The organism is Aureimonas ureilytica (assembly GCF_001475935.1).
Classification (GTDB): domain Bacteria; phylum Pseudomonadota; class Alphaproteobacteria; order Rhizobiales; family Rhizobiaceae; genus Aureimonas; species Aureimonas ureilytica_A.
The window spans coordinates 236,348-262,290 of sequence record NZ_LDQA01000001.1 but is presented as its reverse complement, the minus strand read 5'-3'; the positions used below and the strand labels follow the sequence as shown (position 1 = coordinate 262,290).

The window sequence follows — 25,943 nt, the reverse complement described above, 5'->3', positions numbered from 1 at the left end:
AGGGTCCGCGAAACCCGCTAGGGTCCGGCGGGTCGGGGGTGCCCGACCGCAAGCGGGATCGGGACATGGGTATCAACCTCCAGCACTATCGACCGCCTGGGCCGGTGGGCGCGGGCTTCCTCCAGTCCAAGGGTCCGATCGACATCATCATGGGTCCGGCGGGGTCCGGGAAGACGGTCGCCTCGGTGATGAAGGGGCCGCTTCTGGCCGCGACCTACATGCCCGTTTGCACAGACGGGTGGGTGCGCGTGAAGATCGCCTGCATCCGCAACACCTATCGCGACTTCGAGCGCACGGCGCTCGCCTCGTGGAAGGAAGCGTTCCCCGAGGATCACCCGTGGACGGTGAGCTATTCCGGCGGGCAGGACCGCCCGATCAAGCATCACCTGCGCTGGCAGGCGCTACGCGGCTCCCAGAAGGTCAACATCGATTTCCAGCTTGAGACGGGCGCGGTCGGGGATGCCAATGTCGAACAGTTCATCAAGGGCTATGAAATCTCGATGGGCTGGATGAACGAATGCGACATGCTGGACGAGAAGGTGCCCGGCCTGTTCTTCCAGCGGACGGGCCGTTATCCGCCGGTGCAACAGATCGCCGAGTCCGAACTCGTCCGCGTCTCGAAGGACGCCCGCGTGCAATATGCCGCGATGGGCCTGTCGGTGGGCGAGGATGAGACGATCCTGCCGCGCATGATCTGGGGCGACATGAACCCGCCCGATGTCAGCAACTGGACCTATCGGTTCTGCGTGAAGGCCAGCGAAAAGAAGCCAGGCTTCAACCTGCATCAGCAACCGTCCGGCCTGTCACCGGTGGCCGAAAACCGCGTCGGCAAGCCGCGATCCTCTTACGAGCTGGAGGCGGCGACGCAGACGGAAGACATGGTCCGGCGCATGGTGCATGGGAAGTTCGGCTATGCCCGCGACGGAAAGCCGGTCTATCCCGAGTATGACGATACGCGGCACCGCTCGGATCAGGTGCTGAAGCCTATGCGCGGGCTCCCGATCGGGCTCGGCTTGGACGCCGGCGGCTCACCCGCCTGCGGAATCGGCCAGTTCATGCCGAACGGCCAGCTTCGCATGTTGCGCGAGATCTGCTCCGATCCCGGCACCGGCCCCTCGCGATTCGCGGAAAAAATCATCGAGGTGCTTCTTTCGGACTTCCCCGGCTTCCCGATCGCGGAAGCCTGGGCCGATCCATCCGCTTTCTACGGGGCCGATCGGGTGGCCGGGGAGCTGGCGCATATGGAGATCGTCGCCCGCGCGCTGAACATCTCGATCCTGCCGGCGCCGTCGAATGAGCCGGCGCTTCGGCAGGAATCCGTGCGCTGGTATCTCGGCGCGCCGATCGACGGCAACACGCCGCGTCTTCTCGTGTCCTCGTGCTGCGAGACGACGATCGGCGGCTTTGCCGCGCACTACAAGCTGACCAAGCTCGCCAGCAAAGGCGCGACCGACAATCTCGCGGTGGCGAAGAACGAATATTCCCACATTCACGACGCCTGGCAGTATCTCTGCTTGGGACATCGTGGGCGCCTGGGCGCGATCGTGGACGCCTCGAAGATGGGCCGTCCCGCGAAGGTCATCGCCATGTCGTCGCACCGCGCGGTGGCGGACTTCGATGTCTTCAAGGTCTGAGCTTCGCGTCGAGACGCCGATCAGCTTAGTCGAGCTGATGCGTCTCGCCGGCTCGAACCGGCGCGTCCGCCGGATCGTGACCTACCAGGCGCGACAGTCGGAGACAGTCGGCGTCTATGTCGGCGACCAACTGGCGGCGGCGGCGACGCTCTTCCCCGAGGGGCCGCATGTGCGCGAGCTGTGCCTCCTGTTCGATCCGACCGCGCGGGCCGCGATGCTGCGCCTCGTGCGCGTCGCGCAGTTAATGCTGCGCCCCTTGGCGGAACATGGCGTCGTCATCGTCGCGCGCATTCGGACCTCGAACCGGGCCGGGCGGCGCATGGCGCGTCTGGCCGGGTTTCTCGAAACCGACGCGGAAGGCGGGCGGCTCTGGATTTGGAGGGGGTAAGCATGGGCTCGATGTTCGGCGGTGGCGGCAAGAAGGCGGCCGAACAGGCGCGGGCGGACAGCGAGCGCGCCCGCCAGATTCAGCAGGTCGCCAACGATCAGCAGCTCGCGCAGCTCAACAAGTCCGAGGTCGATGCCGAGGCGAGCCGTCGCCCCTCGCGCGGCCGTCGCCTGTTCGTCACCGACGCCAGCGCCGGCGGCCTTGCCGACAAGCTCGGAGGCTGATCCGCGTGGAAGAGTTCGCCGGCCACAAGATGCGCCGAGACAAGATTTGGTCCAAGCGCGCGCCGTGGAACAAGATCTACCAGGACGCCTATGAGTTCGCGATCCCGCATCGTCGGCCGGGCGGCGACGGCACCGCCAAGAATCCGGTCGATCGCCTGTTCGATATGACGGCGACGACCTCGGTGATGTACTTCGCGGGCTCGCTCCAACGCGATCTGTTCCCGGCCGGTCAGCAGCCCTTCACGCTCCAGTCCGGCCCGCTCGCGAAGCTGAAGCTCGGATCAGGCGCGGCCAAGCTGGATCGCGAGTTGGAGAAGATCGCAACGTCCATGTACCCGTTCTTCCTGACGGGCGATTGGGACATGGCCGTTCACGAGCTTTGCATTGATCTGGGCGTTGGAACCGGCGCGATCCTGCCGGTGAAGGGCACGGCGCAACAGCCGGTGGTGTTCGTCGCGATCCCGTTCGATGAGATTGCGGTCGGCACGGACGGATACGGCAAGGTCAATTTCGTGTCCTGGCGCCAGAAGATGGAGCGACAGGCACTGGTCGAGGCATTTCCGCAAGGAGACTATCCCGACGACTTCAAGGCACCCGCCAAGGCATACGAGGAAGTCGAGGTCTATCAGGATTTCGTCGCACTGACCGGCGGCAACAAGTTCGGTTGGGACTTCCGCGTTTCGATGAACAATCATTCCCGCTTCGTCGCCTCGTCCTGGTCGAAGACGCAGCCGATCGCGGTGCCACGCTATTATCGCGTTCCCGGCGAAGCCTATGGACGCGGCCCGGTGCTTCTGGCCTTGCCGTCGATCAAGACGCTGAACAAGGCGCAGGAACTGGCGCTGAAGGCGGCCGCGATCCAGATGCTCGGCATCTGGGCCTATCGCGCCGGCGGTACGTTCAACCCCGACACGGTGCGGGTCGGCCCCGGCGAGTTCTGGCCGATGCAGTCCACGGGCGGCATTCTCGGCCCCGATGTCTCGCGCATCGATCCGGCCTCGGGGCGCATGGACGTATCGCGCATGGTGATCGGCGAGTTGCAACAGCAGATCAAGCAGACGCTCTTCGACGTGCGCCTTCCCGAGTACCAGGGCACGCCCCGCGCCGCGTCCGAGATCGCGGCCCGGCTCCAGCAAAAGGCCGAGACGCATATCGGCGCGTTCGGCCGTCTGACGAATGAGATCATGCCGGTGATCGCGCCGCGCGTCGCTGAAATCCTCTTCGACCTCGGCTTTCTCGGGGCGCCCATCAACATCGATCAGTTCCTGATCGCGACCGCCGTGCAGTCGCCCATGGCGGCTGCGTTGAATGGCGAACGCCTGGCGTCGATCGCGACCTATACCGAGATGGTCGGCGCGATCGCCGGCCCCGACAAGGTGCCGCTCTACGTCCATATCGACAAGGTTCTGGATCGGATCGGCGAGGGCCTGCACATCGACAAGGCGCTGATCCCCGACGAGGACGAGCGCCAGCAAATTCAATCCGACATGCAGGCGCAGCAAACCCAGAACGTGCTGACGCAGGTCGTTCAGGACGCCGCGCCGGGCGTGATCGAGGGGGCCATGGCCGAATGACGAATGTTGCGATGGGACGGCGTGACGCGCAGCCCTTGTCCTCGCTTGGCGGGGGCGGCGGTTGGGACGAGCTCGAAGCGATGTTCGCCCCGCGCGAGGGCAAGCCTGTCCAGGGCCAGCCCGGCGACGAGACGGCGCTGTTCCTCGCCGCGCTGGCGCGCGAGGCGCGCGGCCGCGAGCTGGTTGAATGGCTCATGGACATCACCTTCCGCCAGCCCTTCCGCGCCACGGGCCGGACGATGGAGGAAACCGCGCTTCTGGCCGCGACCCGTCAGGGCATCGAGGGCGTCGGCGAAGTGATCCTGAATGCGCTCGCCCATGGCGAGGCGCTTCTGAAGCAACGCGAGCAAAGGTCCGCGACATGAGAAATCTTCTGAACCTGATCCTTCGCGCGCCGGACGGCGAGGGCGGCGGCGGCGGTGCGCCTGCCGCTGGCGCTCCCGATGGCGGCGCACCAGCCGCGCCGCCGGCTGGCGCTGGCGCTGGCGTTGGCGCTGGCGTTGGCGTTGGCGGCGAGGGTGGCACTCCCGCAGCACCCCAGACCTACCGGCCCGAGGGTCTGTCCGATCAGTATTTCGGCGAGACGGATCATCAGACGATCGACAAGCTGACGGCGGCGATCGCGGCGCGCGGCGAGGTGCCGGCGGACGTGGCGGCTTATCGCCAGATCGGGGACGTGCCCGACGAGCTGAAGCCCTATTATGCGACGATCGAGCAGGACGGTTTGTTCGATGCGGTCGCGTCCAAGGCCAAAGACCTGGGCGTCACGACCGCTCAGCTCCATGGCATTCTGGGCGCCTATATGTCGGGCGCGGCCGAAATGGGCCTTCTCGAACCGCCGATCGATGTGGCGGCCGAACGCTCCGCGCTTCTGCCCGACGACGCCAAATCGCTGCCGAAGGCGGAACAGGACCGGCGCATCGACCAGCGCATGAACGACAATCTCGGCTGGCTCGACCTCATGGTGAAGCGCGGCCTTCCGGCGGATTCGGCCAAGCACATGTCGTTGATGATGGGCGACACGGCGGACGGTCACAAGGCGATCGAATGGTTCCGCTCGCAGCTCACCGGCTCGGGTGAACCGCGCCCGGCTGGGGCGGGCAGTTCGGCGGCTGGATCGAGCACGAAGGACGAGCTGAGCCGCCGCGTCGCGCTGCCGGAAAACACGCCGGGGAACCCGAAATTCTCCAAGTCGAGCTATGACCAGCTCCAGAAGGATTACGAAGCCGCCTATCCCGGCTGATCGGCACTTAAGCCTTGCCGCCGTCCCGCATCCTGACCCTGCTAACCGGACGGTCGCGATGCGGGAGGGGCGCTCCCTCCCGCCTTCGGCCCTCGGTGTATCGTCCATCAGCGAGGGTCATCCATGACGACGCAAGCACCGCTTTGGTATCGTGAGAAAATCCGCGACATGGTCCGGGCACGCTACCAGTCCAACGGCGGATTTCTCGATGCCACCATGACGCGCGGCGACGGCGGCGCGGGTGTCGTCAAGTTCCCGATCATCGGCCGGGTGGAAAGCTACGAGCTTTCCGGCGCGATCCAGAAAATCCAGAACACGAACCCCGACCTTTCCATGGCGGAAGTCCGGATGCGTGACTTCGAGGCTTCGGCCTGGCTGCGCGTTCAGGACGCCCGCCGGCAGGGGCCGAACGAACAGGCGGCGGTCGGCAAGATGCTGTCCTCGGCGATCCGCCGCCGGCGCGATAACCTCAAGTTCGAAGCACTCGACAAGTTCGCCAATGACGGCTCCGCCGGCGTGAAGACGATCGGCGACGGCTCCAAGCTGATCGACGTGATCGACCTCATGGAAGCGCGCGCCCAGATTCGCGGATCGGGTGCCGAGGAAGCTATCTGGAACCCGCTGCCGACCGCCCAGTTCGACCAGCTCACCATGTACAAGGAATTCGCCAACGCCGACTATGTCGGGCCGAAGCTGCCTTTCGGCGACGACAACGGGCTTCGCAAGAAGACCTGGATGGGCATCCAGTTCCTGGAAATTCCCGACGAGCATTTCGTGTTCGGGACGGGCGCGTTCGGCACTGGCTCTGCGGGCAACGGCTTCAACACGGACGGCTATATCGACCTGTTCATGTGGGCGACCGACGCCATGGGCAACGAAGCCGAATGGGATCAGGAAACGCCCTCGATCACCGTCCACGCGGACTATGAGGGCTCGCCCATGCTGGCGAAGGTCGGCCTGTCCGCCGCGTCGATCGGCATCCTGCCCGAGGGCGTGAAGCGCCTGCGCGTCAAGTCGCAGGTTCGCAGCCAGCGTATCGCCGCCTGACGCCGCATCGGCGCGCTTGCCGCGCCGATCCTTCCCCTTTCCGGAGAAACCCCATGGCTCTCAACATCAAGGCGCTGTCGCGCTTCGGCACCAGCGATCGCGGCTCGCGCACCCAGGCCAATTTCTATGTCTACTCGACGGCCGATGCAGCCGCGACGGTGACGGCCGCCGGCTACTTCAACGACGCGCGCCAGAAGTGCAACCTGAAGAAGGGCGACCGCTTCTTCTGTTCGGTCGCCGTGGACGGAACGCCCGCCAAGCTCGACCTCATCGTGACGGACGTTGCCGGCGGCGTCGTCACGGTCGCGTCGTAAGGCGAGGGCGGCGCCATGGCCCAGCCGATCGACAAGGCGACGATCGTCAATCGCGCGCTGATCCAGCTCGGGCAGGCGCCGTCCTTCTCGCTCGATGACGAAAGCTTCGCCAACGGCGCGATCGACGCCGTCTGGCCCGACGTGGTGGACATTTGCTTCGGTCTCCACGACTGGACCTTCGCGCGCCGGACCTCGCGCCTGTCGCGCTTGGCGGCCAAGCCGGACAATGGCTGGACCTACGGGTTCGAGCTGCCCGGCGATCGGCTCGGCGCGCCGCTCCTGGTGCTGCGCGCCGTCGCCCCGAGCGAAGCCGTTTTGCGCAACTACACGATCGAAGGCGAGACGCTCTTTGCGCATGAGCCCGCCGTGTGGGCGCGCTGCAAGGTCGAAGTCGATCCCGTCGCCTGGGAGCCCAATTTCCGCTCGGCCTTCACCACGGCGCTCGCCTCGCGCCTGGCCGTGCCGATGCAACAGGACGAGGGGCTGGCGGCCGAGCTGTGGGCGACGGCCTTCGGCACCCCGGCACAGGGCGGCACCGGCGGCGCGTTCGGCCGCCTGGTCGCGCAGGATCGCGCCGCCGCGCCCGTGTCCTCGCCGCTTCTGCGATCCGATCCGCTGAACGACGCGCGGTGGCTCTGAATGGTGGCGCGTCCCGGCTCAGGCCAGCAGTCCATGAATGCCGGCGAGTTCTCCCCGGAACTCGCCGGCCGCATCGACATCAAGCAATATTACGCGGCCGGGCTCCGGTTCCGGAACATCGAGCCCGTCGCGCAGGCGGGCTTTCGCAATCTGCCGGGCACAAGGCGCATCCAGCCAGTCGGCGCGACGGTCGCGCCGCGCTTCTGGCGACTGAAGCAAAGCCGCGAGAAGTCGTTCTTCGTGGCGCTCCTACCGGGGCGGCTGGATATTTTTCTCGGCTTCGCCCTTGTCGCCCAGGTCGGTCTTCCCGGCGTGTCGGCCACGATCGCGGCCGAGGCGAACCTTTATCTCGAAGGCGACACGATCGGCATTTTTCATAAGGATTTGCGCTCGCTTCGGGTGCTGCGTCAAAGCGATGGGGTCTGGTCGCTGGACGAATGGCCGTTCCAGCGCATCCCCGAGGTGGATCTCGGCGGCACCTATCCCAAGACCGCAGATCAATGGACGCTCTACCTGCGTTGGCCGCAGGCGGGCGACAAGACCGACGCGGTGGTGTCGATCACCGTGGACGGCGAGACGATCGAAGCCCAGACGCTCGGCACGGCGGTTCAGGATGCCACACAGGCGCAATGGAACGATCTGGCTGCCAAGCTGCAAACTCAGCTTCGCGATCTGCCTTCGCTTGGGCCTGGCGTCGGTTTCGTCGCCGATCAGACCTTTGTCAATTCCGGGCTCAAGACGTTCACGCTGACGTTCGGCGGCGCTCAGTCGGGGGCCGAGTATGCTGTCACGTCCCAGATCGTGAACACGGGCACCGTCTCGATCCTGCCGACCCATACGCAGATCGGGCGCACGGATGGCGAAGCTCTCATGTCCGGCTCTCGCGGCTGGCCGGGCGTCGTGGCAATCGTGCAGGACCGCTTGGCCTATGCCGGGCTGAAGGCGCGCCCCTCCGCGCTCCTGCTGTCGCAGACAGCGGAATATTTCAACGTCAACATCAAGGCCCAGCGCAGCGACGGCGCGAAGCTGGAGGCCCTGCGGACCAACTCGGCCGAAGAAATCCTGCACGTCACAGCCCGGCAATATCTGCTCGTGTTCACCGACGAGGCGGAATATTTCGCGACCAACCGAACGATCGCGCGCAACGAGCCGTCGAACTTCGTGGAGACCGGGCGCAACGGGCTCCAGCGCGGGACATGGCCCGCCGAGATCGAGAACCGGACCTATTTCGTCGCCCAGCGAGGCGGCGTCCTGTTCTCGACGGCCTATGACGATCTGTCCACCGCCTTCACGTCGCGGCAGGAATCGCTTCTGGCGAGCCATCTGGTGGACGGCATCGTCATGTCCGACCTTCAGCGCGGCACCGACGACACGGACGCGCCGCGTCTCTGGCTCCTGCGCTCTGACGGACGCCTGGTCTGCGCGACCATCATCCGCGATCAGGAGATCACGGCCTTCTTCGAATATGACGCGGGCGGGCCGGTGCGCTCGATCGGCGTGGATGCCAGCAACCGGCTTTGGCTCGTGGTCGAGCGGCCGGACGGGCTGCAATATGAATGGCTCGCGCCGGGCTCCTGGCTGGCGGGTGCCCTGAATAGCGTGAGCGATGCGGGTGGGGTCGTGTCCGGCTTGCCCTTTGAAGGGCGCGCGGTCTGGATCATGACTTCAGGCGGCTTCGTGGATGGGCCGTTCACCGTGTCCGGCGGTTCGATCAAAACGCCTTTCCCGTCCACCGCTCTGTCGGTCGGTCTCTGGATCGCGCCGCTCTTCCAGTCCATGCCGCGTGTTCGGGTTCTGCCGGGCGACCAGGTTCTTCGACGCCCCGGCCGCGTCCATACGGTCAAGGCGAATGTTCTCGGCACCACCTCGATCGCGATCGGCGCGAACGGGACGCCGGTTCGCGACGTGCCGTTGCTGCGCACGTCCGACCCGACCGACCAGCCGATGCCGCCCAAGACGCAGCTCGTCACCGTGGCGGGCATTCCCGGCGCGATCGAGGACACGACGGTCGTCATCTCGCAAACCCGGCCGGGCTCGCTCTGGGTCCGCAATCTCACCTTCGAGGAGAAACTGTGATGGCGCCGATCGCGGCTGCATTCACGACGCTGTTTTCGAGTGTCGGTTCCGCCCTGGGGATCGGCGGCACCGCTGCGGCGGGCGCCGGCGCGGCGGCTGGCGCTGGTGCTGCCGCCGGTGCCGGGGCTGCTGCCGGTGCTGGCCTATCGCTCGGCTCGACCATCTCCAGCATTCTCGCCGGCACCGCGACGCTCATGTCCGTCAGCGCGGCGAATGATGCGGCCGAGATCGAGGCAACGAACCAGGAGCTGGCGGCCAAGGACGCGATCATGCAGCAATCGAACGAAACGCTGCAAGGCATTGAAAGACGGACCTCCATCAAGCGCGCCATGATGGACGCGATCGGCGATCAGGCGACGAGCTATGCCGCCTCGGGCGTCGATCTGTCGTTCGGGACGCCGAGCCAGGCGCGGCAGGAAGCTTTCCGCGAAGCCGATGTCGGGCTTGAAACGTCCATCGGAACCGAACGCTCTCGGGTCGCGCGGCTCGAAGAGCGGGCGTCCAACCTGAAGACGCAGGCCGCATCCACCCGGCGCGCGGCCAAGAAGACAGGCGCGATGGCTCTGCTTCAGGGCGCGGCTCGCTTTGGAATGCGGGGGTGATGGCGATGAACAAGAACCCTTCGCCGGTTGGCTACAAGCCCTTCCGCGTCTCGCCCGTTCTTCAGGACGGGCTTCTGGCTGTCGATCGTCCGGACGGCGGTCCCGAACGCCGCGTCGCGGAAGCGTTCGCGCGCGCGGCTGCCACCGCAGACCAGATTGCCGACGCCTATGCCGAGAAGGAAGGTCGCGAGGCGGGCCTGCGCGACGCCTTGGCGAACGGGCCGCGTCCTTCGGAAATCTCTGGCGGCGTGACCACCACCACGACCGGCGGCGCTCCGATGGCCTATGCCGCATCCGGTCAGTCCCTGCCGGCCCCCGCGACAGGCGGGAAGGACTTGGACGAGCGCGGGCGCTATATCTATCAAGGGCTTCGCCAGCGCGGTTTAAGTCACGTCGCAGCGGCGGCTTCGGTCGGGCATGGCCGACAGGAAAGCTCTCTGAACGCGGCCGGGCCGGATGGCGATAGCGGAACCTCGTCGGGTATCTGGCAATGGCGCAACGAGCGCCGCACCGCCTTGCAGAGTTTTGCGCAGTCGCGCGGGGCGAACTGGCGCGATGTCGATACGCAGATGGATTTCTTCGTCCATGAGCTGAAGACGAGCCCCGGCGAACGCCTTGCCTGGAACCGGCTCCAGGCGGCGACCGATTACACGTCGGCGGCCGAAGCCTTGATGCACTTCGAACGGCCCCGAGGCTACACGGCACGGACGCCGCGCGCCGGGCATGGTTGGGATAACAGGCTCGCCAACACGCTCTGGGCCGCGTCGTTCGGTGAAGGCTATGAGCCGGCAGCGCCAACCGCGACGGCGCTCGCGCCGACGCCGGCTCCTACGGGAGCGGCCGCTGCCATCGAGACGATCGCACCGACCCAGACCGCAAGCCAGCCGAAGGCGGCCGACGCACCGGCCGCAACGTCTGTCGCGCCCGAGAGCGTCGGGCCGCCGACCGTGACGCGCGTGGTCGAGCCCGCTTCGATCCGGAGCGGCGGCGCTGGCGGCTTTCGCCCGACCGGGTCCATGACGATCCGGGGCCGCGCCTATGACGCGGCCGGGATGCGGACCTATCTCGAACAGCTCGACACCACGATCCGCACCGACGTGGACGCCGTCTATTCCAAATTCAAAGATGATCCGGCCGCGCTGGACAACGCCTTCCAAGCCCTGCGCACCGTTCACATGCAGGACCATGTCTTCCCTGAGGTTGCGGCCGATTATGACAAAGCCTTTCAGCATGTGACGCAGCCTTACCGGCATCTGGCGCGGGAGAACCTGGACCAGCGGCGGAAGCAGGCCGACCGAGCGGAATTCCTCAATCGGAATGCTGAACTCGAAACGATCACAGCGCGGACAGTCGCCGGCTTCGATCCCACGCGCGACGACGCTGCTGAAGCGATTGCGTCGAGCCAGCAAGCCCGAGACGCACATTTCGACAGTGCCGTAGCGCGAGGCATCCTCGATCCCGACGACGCGGCCAAGGCCAAGCTTGCCAGCCGCCGGCAGACGGCCGTGTCCTTCTACGGCCGACAAGCCGAGCTTCTGAAGACGCCCGAAGAGGTCGCGGCGCTGAAGGAGACCATGCGCAAGGACTTCGCCAGCGGCGGGCTCGCCGGCATCGACGGCGCGGGATGGGCCGAACTGGACGCGGCGCTGGATCGCACCCGCGCCGAGAAGCAACGCATCGGCTCGGAAGCCGATCGGACGCTGAAGGCGCGAGGGGATTCGATCGCCGAGCGCGTCGCCGCCGGCATCGAGGTCGATAGTGCCGAGATGGGCCGCTTCATGCTTGACCGGAAGACGGCCCCGAAGGGTGCGGCCATCGTCAATGAAACCATGGAGAAGGTCAGCGCCGCGCGCATCCTACGCGACAAGCCGCTGAACGAGGCCGAAACATATGTCCTCGGCCTGGAGCGTGACGCCTCGGCCGTGTCGAACGGCACGGCGGATTTCGCGCGCGCCGAGCTGGAGCGCATGAAGACGGCCGCGCGAGAAAACCCGGTCGGGCTCGCCGAGCGCAAGGGGCTCCTGCCGCCCGAAGACGGATCGCTCATGGATGCGCAATCTCCCGATGACCTGATCGGCCGGGTGAAGCTGCGCGTCGAGCGCGCCGAGCTGGCGGCCGAGCATTTCGGGGTGACGCCCAAATACCTGAAGCCGGGCGAGGCGGCGGCGATCCGCGCCATGGTGGAACAGAACCCCGCCGGCGCGGCGGCGCTCGCCGCCGGGCTCGTGCGCGGGGCTGGCCCAAGCGTCGGTTCAATCCTGGTCGAGCTGAAGGACGATGCGCCGGCGATCGCGCAGGCGGGTGTCATCCTCGCCGGCGGCGGATCGCCCAAGGCGGCGGCCGACGTGATCGACGGCTACGGTAAGGGCGCGGACGGAAAGAACCATCCGGACTTTCTGAAAGAGCCCATGAAGAAATTTGTAGTGACCCAGACCTTCGGCCAAGCCTATGCGGGATCGCCTGCCGATGCCACGCGCGCGATCGCGACGGCTGAGGCCATTACCAAAGCGCGGATTGCCAAAGCCGGGATCGATCCCAAAAGCGAAGCGGTGGTTGGTATCTACGAGCGAGCCCTTCAGGAAGCGACAGGGGCCGTGTTCGATGGCGACGTGCAGTATGGGGGAATTACGAAGTTAAAAATCAGCAACGGCTATTTAGGGGGACGCACGACCGGCAATCGAAAGGACGTGATCGTGCCGCCCACCATCCGCGCCGATCGCTTTGTTGACGTGATCGACGCCATTCGGGACAGCGACTTGCTTGCGACCGGAGAAAGCCGCTCGCGCGTCGGGAAGCCTTATTTCTCCGCGCCGCCTCGCCGCGAGAACGGCAAAGCCTACAGTGCCGCCGACATCAAGGCTGCAACGCCCGTTGCCGTCTATGGCGGCTATCGCTTCGCGATGGGCGATCCCACGTCTGACGATCCGCAATGGATACAGGGGGCGGACGGTCGCCCCTTCGTGCTGGCGATCGGCGCCATGAAGCCCATTCTTGAAGCGCGTGTTCCGGGGGCGTTCCGTTGAGCATCATCCAGTTTCAGCCGCCGGACGATGCGCCGGGGCGAGGCATGACATGGGCCGAGCCCCATTCAGCCGGCGTCAATCTCGGCCCGCTCGAATATCTGCCCGGCGTCATGCTGATGCGGCAGGAAGCCAACCTGATCGGCGATCTCTGGAACGACGAGACGCGCGATCGGATGGGCGAACTCTATTCGGCGAACGACGAGGCCCAACGCTTCGCCGACAACACGTTCGCGCGGGAGGACGCGCAGATCGAAGCTTATCGCCGGCGGATCGCGCGCATCCATGAGGTGACCGGCGTCCAGCTCCGCAATCCCATGGAGCTGAGCAAAGGGTCCGTGGTCGCGGACTTCGGTGCTGGACCCGACGTGATGGGTGGCCGTGCGACGCTCCGCGATGCGGCCGATCGCGAGATGGCAGACTTCCGCGCCAAGCTCGCCGAGCTGAGCCAACAGCATCCAGACCAGGCGCAGCTTTTCAATCCGGACTTCGACGCCGAAACGCGCCTGATCGTGACAGGGGCAGAACAGCGCCAGAAGAACGCGGCGAGGGCGGCCGAAGACCTGTCTGGCGTGTCGAGGTTGGCGGCGACCTTCGCCGGCGCCGCGCGAGGCTCCCTGCGCGATCCGCTCCAGGTCGCGACCCTCTTCCTCGGCGGTGGTGCCGGCGTGGCAAAGGGCGTCGTCGGACGCATCGGTCAAACCGTGCTGACCGAAGCCGTCATCAATGGCGGCGTGGAAGCTGCCGTTCAAAGCCGGGCGCAGCAATGGCGCGCCGAGAACGGTCTTGAAAGCGGGATCGTGCCGGCGCTGAAGCAGGTCGGCTTGGCCGGTCTCTTCGGCGGCGCGTTCGGTGGTCTCGTCCAGGGCGGCCGTGAGGTGGCGGCGGCGCTGAAGGTGACGGATCGCCCCGGCATCGAGGCGATCGAGCGGCTGGCGACGGGCGAGGCCAAGGCCGGCGACTTCGAGGACGTGGCGCGCCGCCTCGGCATCGAGCTTGACCCGGCCGAGCTGCGCACGGCTCGCGTCGCGGCGGACCAAAAGACACTCGACGATGCGGCGTTCGGCTCGCTGCCCGGCCTCACCGACGACGAGGCGGGCGCGATGCGCAATGCCGCGACACACGCGATCGAGCGCGGCGAGCCCATGCCGGCGGGGCCGGTCATCAAGGCCCCGCGCGATCCTTCGGAAAACATCGTCCTGTCGGAAGCTGCGCCGTCGGCCGAACGGGTGGAAGTGCAGGGCAGGCCGGTGGCCTTCGAGCGGTTCGATCCGCGATCCCTCGATACGGACGCCGTCGCCTACCAATACAAGGGCGGCGGCGACGAGGCCGGCGTGACCGATCGCCTGCGCGGGGTGAAGCGCTGGGACGCCACCGCGTCGGGCAAGGTCATGGTGCATGAGCGCACGGACGGGCAACGCTTCGTCGCGGACGGGCACCAGCGCCTTGGGCTCGCCAAGCGGCTGCAAGGCGAGGGTGACGCGAATGTCCGGCTCGACGGCTATCTGTTCCGCGAGGCGGACGGCTGGACGGCGGAAGACGTGCGGGCGCTGGCGGCCAAAAAAAACATGCAGGAAGGATCGGGCGAGGCGATCGACGCCGCGCGCGTCATGCGCGATCGACCCGACCTTCTGGACGATGGCTTGCCGATGTCGGGCGCGATGATGCGCAAGGCGACGGCGCTCGCCCGGCTGTCCGACGACGCCTGGGGCATGGCCGTCAACGGTGTGATCGACCAGAACCATGCCGCGCTGATCGGCGAGCTGGTGCCTGATCCCACGATGCACGCGGCGGCGATCGCCGATCTCGCCAAGTTCGATCCGGAAACCGACCGCGTCGCGCGCTCCCTGATTGAGGAAATCATGGCGAGCGGCGTCCGGCACGAAACGCAGACCGATATGTTCGGCTCGTTCGACCTGGCGAAGTCGCTTCTGGGTGAGCGCGTGAAGGTGCTCGACGCAGCCGTGAAGGTATTGCGGCAGGACAAGCGGCTTTTCGCGATGCTCGGCGATCGTGCCGATGTGATCCAGGAGGCGGGCAACGCGCTCGACCTCGAAGGTAATGCCGTTCGTGCGGTCACAGCGGACACCGTGGGCGCGATCATCGAACGGATGGCCCGAACACGCGGCCCCGTCTCGGACGCGCTCACGGAGGCTGCACGGCGATTTGCGGGCGGTTCCAATGCGACCCGCGAGGCGAGGGCTTTTATCGCCGACGTTCAGGGCGCCATCGAGCGCGATGGTCTGCCGGCGCTTCTGGAAGCGCCGACGCCGCAACTGGCGCCCACTCATGTCGCCGAGCCGGCGACGCGCGAGGCTGAGGCGGCGGCGGGCGTCATGCCGGAAGAGCCGAGCCTGTTCCAAGCTGCCGAGGCGGAAGGCCAGGTCTCGCTCTGGGATGCGATCCCGAACGGGACCGATGCGGACGGCGCGACCCGATACACCACCGGCCGCGAGCTGCTGGCGCAAGCCGAGCGCGACGGCTTCCTGTCCGATGCCGTGAGTTTCTGCGAGGTTTGAGATGGCGTTTCAGGATTGTTTGCGCGGCGCGATCGAGGCGGGCGACATGACGCGGGAGGAAGGCGAAAGCCTCCTGCGCGACTTCGAAGGCAAATTCGCCCAAAAGCGTCTCCAGCTCGGCGACGACGCGGCGGCTCAAGCGGCGAAGGATGAGCTGGCGCGCGAGCTACGCGCGCAGGCGATCGAGAAGAAGCGGCGCGCCGTGCTGACGGAACAGGCGCGGGTGCGGCTGAAAAATCGCATCCTTGGCTATCGCGACGAACAAGGGCGTGCGGACGTGTATGAGGCGGCCGTGCAGGTGCTGTCGCACTACGGCTATGCCGGCGGCGAGAGTGTGCGCGGCCGGACGGAAGCGATCCTGTCCATGGCACACGGCAAGCTAACGGACGTGATGACGGCGACCAGCCGCAGCCTTGTGACCGGACGCCGATCGGCGAGCGCCGGCCTCGTGCGCGACATCGTCCGCGAGTTGCACGGCGAAGCGGCGGGCGATGCGACGGCCGCGCGTTTTGCGTCCGACATCGCCGGCGTGTTCGAGGATCTCCGAAACCGCTTCAATGCCGCCGGCGGCGCGATCCCGAAGCTCGATGGATTCGGCTTGCCGCACTCGCATAACGGCCTCGCCATCCGGCAACTGGGAAGCAGCGACGCGGAGCGACGCGCCAAATGGAAGGCGTTCATTCGCCCCATGGTCGATCCCGACCGCATGTTGCACCCGTTGACGGCCGAGCCGGTCGGCGTCGCCGGTCTCGATAAGGCGCTCGACCACGTCTTCGACAGCATCATGACGAGCGGATGGGCGCACCATGCGCCGCAGATGAAGTCCATGGGCGCCGGCTCGCTCGCCACGCAGCGGCAGGACCATCGCTTCCTGACGTTCAAGTCGGCCGACGACTGGATGACCTATAACCGGACCTTCGGGAACGGCGACCCGGTGCAGGCGATCTTCCGCCACATCAACGGCATGTCGAGCGACATCGCGGCGCTCGAAGTGCTCGGGCCGAACCCGAACGCTATGGTTCAGTGGATGACCCATAACATTCGCGTCGAGATCGCCAAGGGCGATCTAGGCCGCGTGTCGATGGCGGGTCTTGCCGGCGATCGCGCAAAATGGGCGCGCGGCTTGGAACCGGGTGCCTTCGCCGAATGGCGCGTCGGTGCCCTCTGGAGCGACCTTCGCGGCGCGTCGTCGGCGGCAAGCGGCATCGCGACGGCGACCGGCACCGTCAAGAACCTGATGAACGCGGCGCTCCTGGGCGGCGCCGGCGTCACGGCCGCTCTGACCGATCCGTTCCTCGCACAGGCGGCGCGCCGCCTCGCGGGTCTCCCGATCCTGAAGGACATGGGCTCCATGCTTCAGATGCTGAAGGCATCGAACCGGGAAGAAATCCAGCGCGCCGGCGTGTTGTGGGACGACTACCTTCACTCCATTGAGGGCGAGGCCCGCTATGTCGGCCCGATGCTCGGCCACACCTGGTCGCAATATCTGGTGGACCGCTCGATGATGCTGAGCGGTCTGAAGCCGCTGACCACAGGCCGAAAGCTGGTCGAGGCGCGCGCCTGGCAGGCGACCCTTGCCGATCACGCGGCCTCGGACTTCGCCGCGCTTCCCGAGCGCCTGCGCGTGACCATGGAAGGCTTCGGCATCGACGCGGCGGATTGGGAGATCATGCGCGCCAGCGTCGATCCTGCCGGCTTCATCACGCCGATGTCGATCGCCAATAGCGGCGGCGAGGTCCGCTATCTCAAGGCCGGGCCAGACGGCCCGCTGGTGGACGCTGAGCTGGCGGCCGAGCAAAAGGCGCTTCGTCATCGCGAGGTGGCCGAGAAACTGGCCGAACTGACGGCCGCCTGGTCGGAACGATCGGCGCCGGGCGGGACGCCGAACGCCCGATCCTTCGTCACCGGCGGCGTGACGCGCGGCACGTTCCTTGGCGAGTTCGCCAACTTCGCGCTTCAGTTCAAGAGTTTCGGCCTGTCGTTCACGACGCTCCAGCTCGAAGCCTTGCAGCGGATCACCGCCATGCAGACAGGCGGCAAGCAAGCGGCAGCAGGCTATGCGGCCGCCATGCTCGTTTCGCTGACGCTGGGCGGTGCCATGGCGACGCAAATTCGCGCGATGCTCGACGGCAAGGACATGGAGGACATGACCACGCCGAGCTTCTGGTTCAAGGCGGTGATGACGGGCGGCGGCTTCGGTCTGTTCGGCGACTTCATCAACTCGTCTTCGAACCGCTTTGGGGGTGGCGTCGCCGATACCGCGCTCGGTCCCGGCTGGAGCTTCCTATCTGACGCGGCCGGGGTTGCCGTGGGTCTGCCCGTCCAGGCGGCGACGGGCCAGAAGGTCAATCCGGGGCGCAAAGCGGTGGACTTCGCCGGGCGCTACACGCCCGTTCTCGCATCGAACTGGGCGACACGCGGGGCCTATCGCCGGCTCTTCCTCGACCAACTCCAGTGGCTCACCGATCCGGAAGCCGACAAGAGCTTCAAGTCGAAGGCGAGCGGCCTGAAGGGGCGGACCGGTCAGGAATATTGGTGGGCGCCTGGTCAGGCACTGCCGTCGCGCGGTCCGCGCATCGCCGAACCGCCGGAACCGCGCAGTTAAGCTTCTCTGCCTCGGGTGATGCTGATCCATCATCATTCGAGGGATTTGGCTTGGCGAACCCCTATCCGCTGCCGCGAGAAACGCGAAGCTCCGACATTCTGCAGGGCGATGGCCGGACGGTTTATGGACCGTTCGGCTTTCGCATATGGGACGCCGCCGACATCGTCGTGCTGACCGCGCGCGACGGCGCGGAGCTGGCACCCGAAGCGGCCTATGTGTCGAAGGACACGGCCGCGCCATTCGCCTTCTTTCATGTCGGCTTCACCAACGCCCTCGACGTAGGCGATCGTTTCCAGGTCGTCAGCCGGCGACTGCATGAGCGCTCGTCCGACGTGATGCGCGGCGGCGCGATCAGCGGCGAAGCGCTGGAGCGCGAGCTTTCGAAACAGGCGACGGTTCTCCAAGAGCTGCGACGAGATTGCAGCGGCGTGATCGCGCGTGTCGATGCGCACACCGTCACTTTGATCTCGCATGGCGTCGCCATCACTGGTCTGCGCCGCGATGTCGATCGGCACAGCTCCGAGATCGTCGATCTCGATCAGCGTTTGCGCGCCGATGTTCCGGAGCGTCTACGCCTGTTGGCTCAGATGGGAACCATCAGAGACCAGGCCGCCGAACAGGCGCTTGCGGCCTCTGGCTCGGCACGTCAGGCGGGCCTTTACGCGGAACTCATTAAAGCCTCGATCTATGACTTCAACTTCGACAGCTCCCCGGACACTGCCGGCTACGATTGGAACTCCTGACCATGCGTATTCCTCGCCAACTCGCCGGTATCGGAGCCGCTGATCTTCCCAACGCCGCCGCGTTCGACGCCTATATCGGCCCACCACGCGAAGTGACGGTCGATCCAATCCGCGCGGACGTGCGTCTACACGACGGGCGCACGCCTGGCGGCATACCAATGCTTCGAGGCCTACCGACGCCCACTTCGATTGCGGCCTTGGCTGCTCTTCCTCGATCTGGCAGCGCAATCCTGCATCTCTTCTCGCGTGGTGGATTGTTCACTTGGGACGATAGCCGGAGCTACGCCGGCGAGATCGCCAGCGATCCATCGCAGGGTCTCTACGTCGCCCCCTCCATGGACACGACAGGTGCAAGCGGCGCCTGGGTGCGTCAGTACACTGATGCCGTCGATCCCAGATGGTTTGGCGCGATGGGCGACGGCGTCACTAACGATACGTCCGCCTTGCAGGCGGCGCTCAACGCGTGTCCGCCGGGTGGCTCTGTGATCCTGAGGGGCCGTAAGGGCTCCCGCCTGCGCGTTGATAGCCTCCTGATCCCGGCCTGTGTCACTTTGCGCGGGACGGGCAGCAACTTTGGGCTGAAGGACAACTACACGGCCGAGGTCTTCAACTCGTTGGCTTCCACGCTTCTGGTCAACCCGAACGCTCAGGTCAAACCGACCGATGGGGCTACGATCGAGAACGTCCATATCTTCCCGTATGGGGTCAGTCTCCCGACCAACAGAGCCGATCGTGACTTCGTAGGAACCGCTATTACAATCAACAAGGGTCAGTCACTGAACACTATCGACGTGACCCTTCGGAATCTTCTGATCTGCGGCTTTGCTCAGGCGGTTGATGCTTATTGGGCGCCGCGTCTTATCTGCGAAAACGTCAACTTCGACTGTCAGAAAGGCATTCGTGTCGATACCGCCGGCGATCCTGTTCGGTTCTTCAACTGTCACGGATGGCCGTTCGCCAGCCTCGGGATCGGTCCGGCATCCGGGCAGGATGCAGGCCAGCGCGATCGGCGCGTCGGGGCGGCGTTCCATTTCCTGAACAATGCCGACGCCGGCAAGTTCATCAACTGCTTTTCGTTCGCCTACGCGACGGGCTTCCGGGTTGAGAATGCGAACGGCCTGACCTTCATCAATTGCGGAGCAGATAACTACAATCTGTTCCCGCCGCTGACGAGCGTCGGTTGGGCCATCACAGGCAACTGCGGCACCACCGTCCTGAATGGCTGCCAAGCGGTCGCACATGCCTACGCAATCGACATGCAAGCGGCGAGCACGGGCAATATCCTCAGCGTTACGGGCGGCCTCTACGCCGTGTGCGCGGAAGAACTGTTCCATGTTGTGCGGGGATCTGTGGTTCTCACCGGGGCGGCGTTGGGTGCCTCCAAGTATGCGATTGGCGTCTTCAACGACAGCCACGTATCGGTGGACACATGCGTCGTGCAGGGCGTCACGACGGCCTTCTTGAACAATGTGAACAACTCCACGTCCATTTCCATCGGAGATGGCTTGGATTTCCAAATCGGGGATGTGCCGATCTTCGCCGGGGCCAGCCCCATTCCCTCCGTCCCCTCAGGTTCGACGGTCAAGCTTCCTCCGGGGCGACTGGTTGAGGTGACAGGCACCACGAACATTTTCGGCTTCACGGGTGGATGGCCGGGCAGGCGCGTGGCCCTTCGGTTCCGGGGCAATCTCACCTTGAGCGCTGCGTCGAACCTTATGCTCGCAGGCAACTTCGGTGTCACAAACAACGACATTCTCGAACTGATGTTCATCGACGCCACGACCGCAATCGAAATCTCGCGAAGCGTTAATTGATTTCACGCGTAAAGATATATGCTTCGCCGCAAGAGAGAACGAAAGGAAACTTTTTCACCGTCTCCTTTATAGCGTCGCTTACCATAAGCCTCCGCATAACTATAACGGCGTCAGCTTGGTTCATTTTGTCCGATAAAAGGGTCTTCAAGTTGCCAGGTATCATAATATCGGAGCCGAACTCGCTGATATTGACAAGTGATGTGCCATTGGGTAGTCGAGAAAGATTGTTTTGAATGCACTTCGACCATTGCGGGTTTTCCAGCGCTTCAATTTGATAATGCTTTTGAACCAACATATCCGAAGTCGTTATCGCGCTGCTCGCAAAATTTACGCCGACTATGGCAGCGAGGATGGAAGGCGCATAACTCCGACTGTCAACGAACCGCCCTGCGACGTATAGAATGGCGGGCACCAATGGAATAACGTACCATCCGTATTGAGTTTCCGACGTAGACATAAGTAGGATCAGCGCTACAAATGCTACTACAAGGGCTAGAGCTCCACGCCAGTAGCTGAATAAAGCGAAAGCCATGAAGCCGATAAAGGGTCCTGTAGCTAAGGTGAAACTTAGAACCCCACCTGAGAAGACTCCATCCCACTCCCAGCGCGACATGTTGAGGTTGGTCAGAACTCGCGCTAGCGATACATCCGCTGTCGATACGCCAGTTGGTTCGGAAAATAATAATCCTGGATAGGCGATGAAAGCCCCGACAATCGCACACAGGCAGAAATTGATGGCGCTACGGAGAGGGTTGGGTTTTTCAAGTAAAATCAGCAGGCCGATAAAGAAAATTATTGGTGCGCCGCTAAGTTTGAGGCCAACAGCCAAGCCGCTCAGAAGGCCTGCATACATAAGACGCTCACGGTGGAGCGCGAATACAGCACCGGACGCAAGTCCCATTGACATAAGTTCAGGCCCAATTAGCTTCCCCGTCCAGAACGCAATAGGCATTGATAGCCAAAGTAGGAAAACGAGAGTTCGACCAAAGACGGAACGGTCGGATACAGTGGCGCATATCAGTAATGGCGTTGTCAGCATCGCGGCCATTGCAATGGCGCGCGCGGTCAAACCCGAGCAGAAGTGAATTATAAGCCAGAAAAGCTGTCCATAGCCGTACTTGGATGGACCAAGAAGAATTTCTGGAAGGCTGTAACCGTGGCTGAGATTAAGGAATATCTGTTCGTCGGGAACGAGGGCGGAGGTGTGGCTAAATACCCATAAGAGCAGTATGAACCAACCCGTGAAAAGAGCTAGCTCCACCGGATTCGCGCGCTTCAGCCACATTAGTGTGTTTCAATCTTTACGTGTCAGTCTTGCGTTCCTCTGTCCGCTTTTCGCCAGACGGTTGTCAATGCCGCATCCACCATTCTTACAAGGCTTTGCAGGTGAGCGAGAAGCGCTTCGTCGGGTTTTGGGTCATGCACGTTAGCTTTAAATATCCCCTCCTCCATATGATCGGATAGGACATCCGTCGCGCCCCATAGGCGCCACCGGCACTTGATGAGGCTTAGCGTACCTTAGTCTCGCAGCATCGATCCTCATGCTGCGAGGCCGCCTTGCGCAAGCTCACGGAAGTCATCGTCCACTGCACCGCGACCGTCGAAGGCGAGGATTTCACGGTCGCGGATATTCGCGCCTGGCATCTGGCGCGCGGCTGGAAGGACATCGGCTATCACTTCGTCGTCTACCGCGACGGATCGGTTCACGAGGGCAGGCCGGTCGAACAGGTCGGCTCCCATGTCGCCGGTCGCAATTCCACGACGATCGGCGTCGTCTATGTCGGCGGCGTCGTTGCGCAGCTTCGCCCGAAGGACACGCGCACAGCGGCCCAGCGAGAGGCCATGCGGGCGCTTCTCTATCGTCTCCTGCGTGAGCATCCCGGCATCCGCCTGATCTCCGGACATCGCGACTATGCCGCCAAGGCTTGCCCCTGCTTCGACGCCCGATCTGAATATGCGGGCCTTCTCGACATCGCGCCGGCGGCGCCCGCGCATTCCGCGATCGGCGCGGGCGTCGTCACCGGGCAGGGTCTGCGGCTGCGCGAAGCACCCAATGGCGATGCGGCCGTGAAGGCTTCACTGGCCAAGGGAACGCGCCTTTCGATCGAAGCCCAGACAAGCGACTGGCTGGCGGTTCGCCTCGCCGGTGGCGACACGGGTTGGGTCGCGCGCGCTTTCGTCAAAGCCCTCGTCTGAAGGAGGTAGGATCATTCTCGAACGCTATTCAAATGTCTCGAAGGCCATCGCCGCCGGCGCGGCCGGTGCGCTGCTCGGGGCCGTGTCGGCGCCTGGCACGGCGGCCGTCGTGGTGCCGCCTGACGTGCCGATGCCCTGGTGGGGTTATGTCCTGGTCGGCGTCGTGAACGTCGCTGCCTCAGCCGCACTCTGCGCGATCGCGGTCTACCGAGCGCCGGCGAACACGCCGCCCAGCCCGGAAGCGTGACGCCATGACCGCTCAAGACGCCGGCACCCTCAATGACATTCAGCCCAGGAGAAGCGGCGTCGTGAGTTGGTTTACGCAGAACTGGAACGTGCAGACGGTGATCGCGGTCGGGGCGGTGGCGTTCGCCGCCGCCTCGACCTTCTTCACGACGGGCTACAAGATCGAGCGGCTGGAAGAGTTCAAGGTCGCGCATGAAGCCTATCACGACAAGCGCGCCAACGAGCTGGCAGAGCTGGCGGGCCGCAACGACCAGCGGTTCGCCGGGATCGACGCGCAGTTGCGCCGCGTGGACGAACTGACCTTTCGCGTCGCGCGCGCGGACGAAAGCATTTCCTCGACCAAGGAAGCGATTGGCAAGCTGGAAGGGACGGTCAACAGCCTGATCTCCGACATCCGTGTCATGCGCGAAATCTTGGAGCGCATGGACAGCCGTCGAATCATCACGCCTCGCACGAACTCGCACTGAGGATCGACCATGGCAATAGATGCGAGAATATGCCTGTCTTCAACACAGCCAAGCCGCTCTTTGCCTGAGTGATGAAAGGTCGCGGCGTAGGTGAGACGAGGGCTATCGTCTCACCGTCTCACCTGTTCTCATATTGTTCAGGTGGATCACAGCTAAGTGCTTGATTTTATGGTGAGCGCGGTGGGACTCGAACCCACGACCACATGATTAAAAGTCACGTGCTCTACCAACTGAGCTACGCGCTCGAACCAACATGGAGCCATGTTTGGAATGCGCGGACCATAGAAAGCTCATCGGCTGTGGTCAACCGCTTTCATGCAATCGCCCCCAGGGTTTGAATGCCGCTTGGGTTCGGCGTAAGACCGGCTGAAGCGTGCCGGATGATGTTTTGCAGACAAGGGTTCCGTTTTGATCGCCGACCTGTCCTATCCGACCGCGATTCTGGCGGGTGCCCTGTCGTTTCTATCGCCCTGCGTTCTTCCCCTCGTTCCGCCATACCTCTGCTATATGGCAGGTGTATCAGCCGACGAGTTGCGTCGCGGTCACGTCGAGGATCGCGCGGGCTACGGAAGACTGGTCTGGACCGCGATCGTCTTCGTGCTCGGATTCTCCACCGTCTTCGTTCTCCTGGGAGCGGGAGCCAGCACGCTCGGCCAGTTGCTCCGCCGCAATCTCGATTGGCTCGGATTGATCGCCGGCATCGGCATTATCCTTATGGGCCTGAAGTTCCTCGGTGTACTCAGACTCGATTTTCTGTCGCGCGAGGCACGGTTTCAAGCGGACGCGCCCCGACGATCACTGGGCGGTGCCTATCTGATGGGTCTCGCTTTCGCGTTTGGCTGGACGCCCTGCATCGGCCCCGTGCTCGGTCTGATCCTGGGTCTAGCCGGCGCGCGGCAATCCGTGACGGAAGGAATGGTTCTCTTGAGCCTTTATTCCGCCGGCCTCGGAATTCCCTTCGTTCTGGCGGCGGCCTTTTCCGCGAGTTTCCTGCGCGCGGCCAGTCGTATTCGTGCCCATTTCGGCCTGATCGAGAAGTCGATGGGCGTCATGCTGGTCGTCACGGGTATTCTGTTTCTGACGGGTGGAATGCAGGCGATGTCGTTTTGGCTCTTGGAAACATTCCCAGCCCTTCAAAAAATCGGCTGAGCTTCGTATGGCTCCCGCCCAGTCGAATTCCATTCTCACTATCCCGGAAAGCTGCCGATGATCCGCACCTGCCTCTCCATCGTTCTAGCTGCCGGTGAGGGAACCCGGATGAAATCGTCACGGGCGAAGGTGCTGCACGAAGTGGCGCGTCGCCCGCTCGTCCTGCATGCGGTCGATGCCGCAATGGCAGCTGGCTCAACGGAAACCGTCGTGGTGGCCGGACGGGACGCGGAAAGCGTGATCAGCCTTTTGTCGTCCTCCGATCCTTCCCTTCGCCATGTCTCGCAGGAGCAGCGCCTGGGAACCGCTCATGCGGCTCTGGCCGCACGCCGCGTCTTGGAGCAAGGATTCGATGACGTCCTGATTCTGTTTGGGGATACGCCACTCGTGCGAGCCGAAACGCTGAAGGCCGCGCGGGCGGAGATCGCGGCTGGCACAGCCGTCTGCGTGGTCGGCTTCCGAACATCCAAGCCGCAGGGTTACGGCCGCCTCATTCTCGAAGGCGCCGATCTCGTCGCCATTCGCGAGGAAAAGGACGCATCCGAGGCCGAACGGAGGATCGATCTCTGCAACGGCGGCGTGATGGCGCTCGATGGCCGTTTGGCTTTGAAGCTCCTCACGCGCATCGGCAATGAGAATGCCAAGGGCGAGTTCTATCTGACGGATGTCGTGGCCATCGCGCGGGAGGATGGGCTCCCGGTCCGAATGGTAATGGCGGACGAAGAGGACGTTCTAGGCGTCAACACGCGGCTGGAACTGGCGCGCGTCGAATCCTTGTGGCAAACGCGACGGCGCGAGGAGATGATGTTGTCGGGCGTCACGCTCGTCGCCCCGGAGACCGTATTTTTCGCCGCCGATACGGTGGTGGAGCCGGATGTGGTGATCGAGCCGAATGTCGTTTTCGGACCCGGCGTGGTGGTTCGCAGCGGCGCGGTGATCCATGCTTTCAGTCATCTCGAGGGAGCGAGTGTCGGCTCGAAGGCCTCGGTCGGCCCCTACGCACGGTTGCGCCCGGGCGCCGATCTGCGTGCGGGGGCGAAAGTCGGCAATTTCGTCGAGATCAAAAGCACGACGGTCGGCGAGGGCGCCAAGGTCAGTCATCTGACCTATCTCGGCGACGCCAGCATCGGCGCCGAAACCAATATCGGCGCAGGCACGATCACCTGCAATTACGATGGCTACAACAAGTACCGGACGGAGATTGGGGCAAGAGCCTTTATCGGCTCCAACTCCGCGCTGGTCGCGCCTCTTTCGATTGGCGATGGCGCTTATATCGGATCGGGCAGCACGGTGACCGAGGACGTCCCGGCCGATGCGCTGGCCATCGCGCGGACGCGTCAGGTGGTGAAGGACGGTCGGGGCCGCGAGATCAACGAACGCAACGCCGCTCGCAAAGCCGCCAAGACCTGAAGATACCCCCCGTCTTCGAACTCCCGCAATCAA

Annotated in this window: 22 protein-coding genes and 1 tRNA gene; 21 read left to right on the top strand and 2 right to left on the bottom strand. The window is 64.5% G+C overall.

Annotated features, from left to right (window positions below):
- Positions 1–65 precede the first annotated feature (65 nt).
- The 16 genes from NS365_RS01165 to NS365_RS01090 all read left to right on the top strand — a co-directional run bounded on the left by NS365_RS01165 (position 66) and on the right by NS365_RS01090 (position 20,442).
- Positions 66–1,634, top strand: coding sequence for a hypothetical protein (locus tag NS365_RS01165; protein WP_058598433.1), 1,569 nt, complete (start codon positions 66–68; stop codon positions 1,632–1,634).
- Complete coding sequence (locus tag NS365_RS24340; RefSeq protein WP_193753355.1) at positions 1,618–2,022, top strand: hypothetical protein; 405 nt, start codon at positions 1,618–1,620, stop codon at positions 2,020–2,022. The genes NS365_RS01165 and NS365_RS24340 overlap by 17 nt, the downstream gene beginning before the upstream one ends.
- 2 nt (positions 2,023–2,024) lie before the next feature.
- Positions 2,025–2,246 (top strand): hypothetical protein, encoded by a 222-nt coding sequence (locus tag NS365_RS24335; protein WP_058598431.1) that lies wholly within the window; start codon positions 2,025–2,027, stop codon positions 2,244–2,246.
- 5 nt (positions 2,247–2,251) lie between these two features.
- Positions 2,252–3,820 (top strand): portal protein, encoded by a 1,569-nt coding sequence (locus NS365_RS01150; RefSeq protein WP_058598430.1) that lies wholly within the window; start codon positions 2,252–2,254, stop codon positions 3,818–3,820.
- Positions 3,821–3,831: 11 nt separating this feature from the next.
- The gene (locus tag NS365_RS01145; RefSeq protein WP_153003597.1) at positions 3,832–4,185 is read left to right on the top strand and encodes a hypothetical protein; all 354 of its coding nucleotides are present in this window, start codon (positions 3,832–3,834) and stop codon (positions 4,183–4,185) included.
- Positions 4,182–5,063, top strand: coding sequence for a hypothetical protein (locus tag NS365_RS24330; protein ID WP_058598428.1), 882 nt, complete (start codon positions 4,182–4,184; stop codon positions 5,061–5,063). Before NS365_RS01145 ends, NS365_RS24330 begins: the two co-directional genes overlap by 4 nt.
- A gap of 123 nt (positions 5,064–5,186) precedes the next feature.
- Entirely contained in the window at positions 5,187–6,110 is a 924-nt protein-coding gene (locus tag NS365_RS01135; RefSeq protein WP_058598427.1) for a phage capsid protein, read from the top strand.
- A gap of 53 nt (positions 6,111–6,163) precedes the next feature.
- Positions 6,164–6,424, top strand: coding sequence for a hypothetical protein (locus NS365_RS01130; protein WP_058598426.1), 261 nt, complete (start codon positions 6,164–6,166; stop codon positions 6,422–6,424).
- A 15-nt stretch (positions 6,425–6,439) separates the two neighbouring features.
- Positions 6,440–7,063, top strand: coding sequence for a hypothetical protein (locus tag NS365_RS01125; protein WP_058598425.1), 624 nt, complete (start codon positions 6,440–6,442; stop codon positions 7,061–7,063).
- Positions 7,064–9,139 (top strand): hypothetical protein, encoded by a 2,076-nt coding sequence (locus tag NS365_RS01120; protein WP_058598424.1) that lies wholly within the window; start codon positions 7,064–7,066, stop codon positions 9,137–9,139.
- On the top strand, positions 9,139–9,741 hold the full coding sequence (locus NS365_RS24325) for a hypothetical protein (protein WP_058598423.1): 603 nt from the start codon (positions 9,139–9,141) through the stop codon (positions 9,739–9,741). Before NS365_RS01120 ends, NS365_RS24325 begins: the two co-directional genes overlap by 1 nt.
- A 5-nt stretch (positions 9,742–9,746) precedes the next feature.
- Positions 9,747–12,764 (top strand): phage tail tip lysozyme, encoded by a 3,018-nt coding sequence (locus NS365_RS01110; RefSeq protein ID WP_153003595.1) that lies wholly within the window; start codon positions 9,747–9,749, stop codon positions 12,762–12,764.
- Entirely contained in the window at positions 12,761–15,280 is a 2,520-nt protein-coding gene (locus NS365_RS01105) for a hypothetical protein (protein WP_058598421.1), read from the top strand. Before NS365_RS01110 ends, NS365_RS01105 begins: the two co-directional genes overlap by 4 nt.
- Before the next feature lies 1 nt (position 15,281).
- Positions 15,282–17,885: a hypothetical protein gene (locus NS365_RS01100; protein ID WP_058598420.1), complete on the top strand. Its 2,604-nt coding sequence runs from the start codon at positions 15,282–15,284 to the stop codon at positions 17,883–17,885.
- Entirely contained in the window at positions 17,816–18,628 is an 813-nt protein-coding gene (locus tag NS365_RS01095; RefSeq protein ID WP_153003594.1) for a hypothetical protein, read from the top strand. The genes NS365_RS01100 and NS365_RS01095 overlap by 70 nt, the downstream gene beginning before the upstream one ends.
- Positions 18,629–18,630: 2 nt before the next feature.
- Entirely contained in the window at positions 18,631–20,442 is a 1,812-nt protein-coding gene (locus NS365_RS01090) for a hypothetical protein (protein WP_153003593.1), read from the top strand.
- On the opposite strand, the gene NS365_RS01085 is transcribed toward NS365_RS01090, so the two are convergent.
- The gene (locus NS365_RS01085) at positions 20,435–21,727 is read right to left on the bottom strand and encodes a hypothetical protein (RefSeq protein ID WP_058598417.1); all 1,293 of its coding nucleotides are present in this window, start codon (positions 21,725–21,727) and stop codon (positions 20,435–20,437) included. The two genes, NS365_RS01090 and NS365_RS01085, sit on opposite strands and share 8 nt — an antisense overlap.
- Before the next feature lie 272 nt (positions 21,728–21,999).
- On the opposite strand from NS365_RS01085, the gene NS365_RS23400 reads away from it, so the two are divergent.
- The 3 genes from NS365_RS23400 (at position 22,000) to NS365_RS01075 (ending at position 23,351) form a co-directional block, all read left to right on the top strand.
- Complete coding sequence (locus NS365_RS23400) at positions 22,000–22,638, top strand: N-acetylmuramoyl-L-alanine amidase (protein WP_082684334.1); 639 nt, start codon at positions 22,000–22,002, stop codon at positions 22,636–22,638.
- Positions 22,639–22,720: 82 nt separating this feature from the next.
- Positions 22,721–22,885, top strand: a complete 165-nt coding sequence (locus NS365_RS24320; RefSeq protein WP_193753354.1) for a hypothetical protein — start codon at positions 22,721–22,723, stop codon at positions 22,883–22,885.
- A gap of 4 nt (positions 22,886–22,889) precedes the next feature.
- Positions 22,890–23,351, top strand: a complete 462-nt coding sequence (locus NS365_RS01075) for a hypothetical protein (RefSeq protein ID WP_058598416.1) — start codon at positions 22,890–22,892, stop codon at positions 23,349–23,351.
- Positions 23,352–23,520: 169 nt separating this feature from the next.
- On the opposite strand, the gene NS365_RS01070 is transcribed toward NS365_RS01075, so the two are convergent.
- Positions 23,521–23,596 (bottom strand) — tRNA-Lys (locus tag NS365_RS01070).
- Positions 23,597–23,759: 163 nt separating this feature from the next.
- On the opposite strand from NS365_RS01070, the gene NS365_RS01065 reads away from it, so the two are divergent.
- Positions 23,760–24,500 carry a cytochrome c biogenesis CcdA family protein gene (locus NS365_RS01065; protein ID WP_058598415.1) on the top strand — a complete coding sequence of 247 codons (741 nt, stop codon included), beginning with the start codon at positions 23,760–23,762 and terminating at the stop codon, positions 24,498–24,500.
- Between the two features lie 57 nt (positions 24,501–24,557).
- On the top strand, positions 24,558–25,910 hold the full coding sequence (gene glmU / locus NS365_RS01060; RefSeq protein ID WP_058598414.1) for a bifunctional UDP-N-acetylglucosamine diphosphorylase/glucosamine-1-phosphate N-acetyltransferase GlmU: 1,353 nt from the start codon (positions 24,558–24,560) through the stop codon (positions 25,908–25,910).
- The last annotated feature ends 33 nt before the right edge of the window (positions 25,911–25,943 follow it).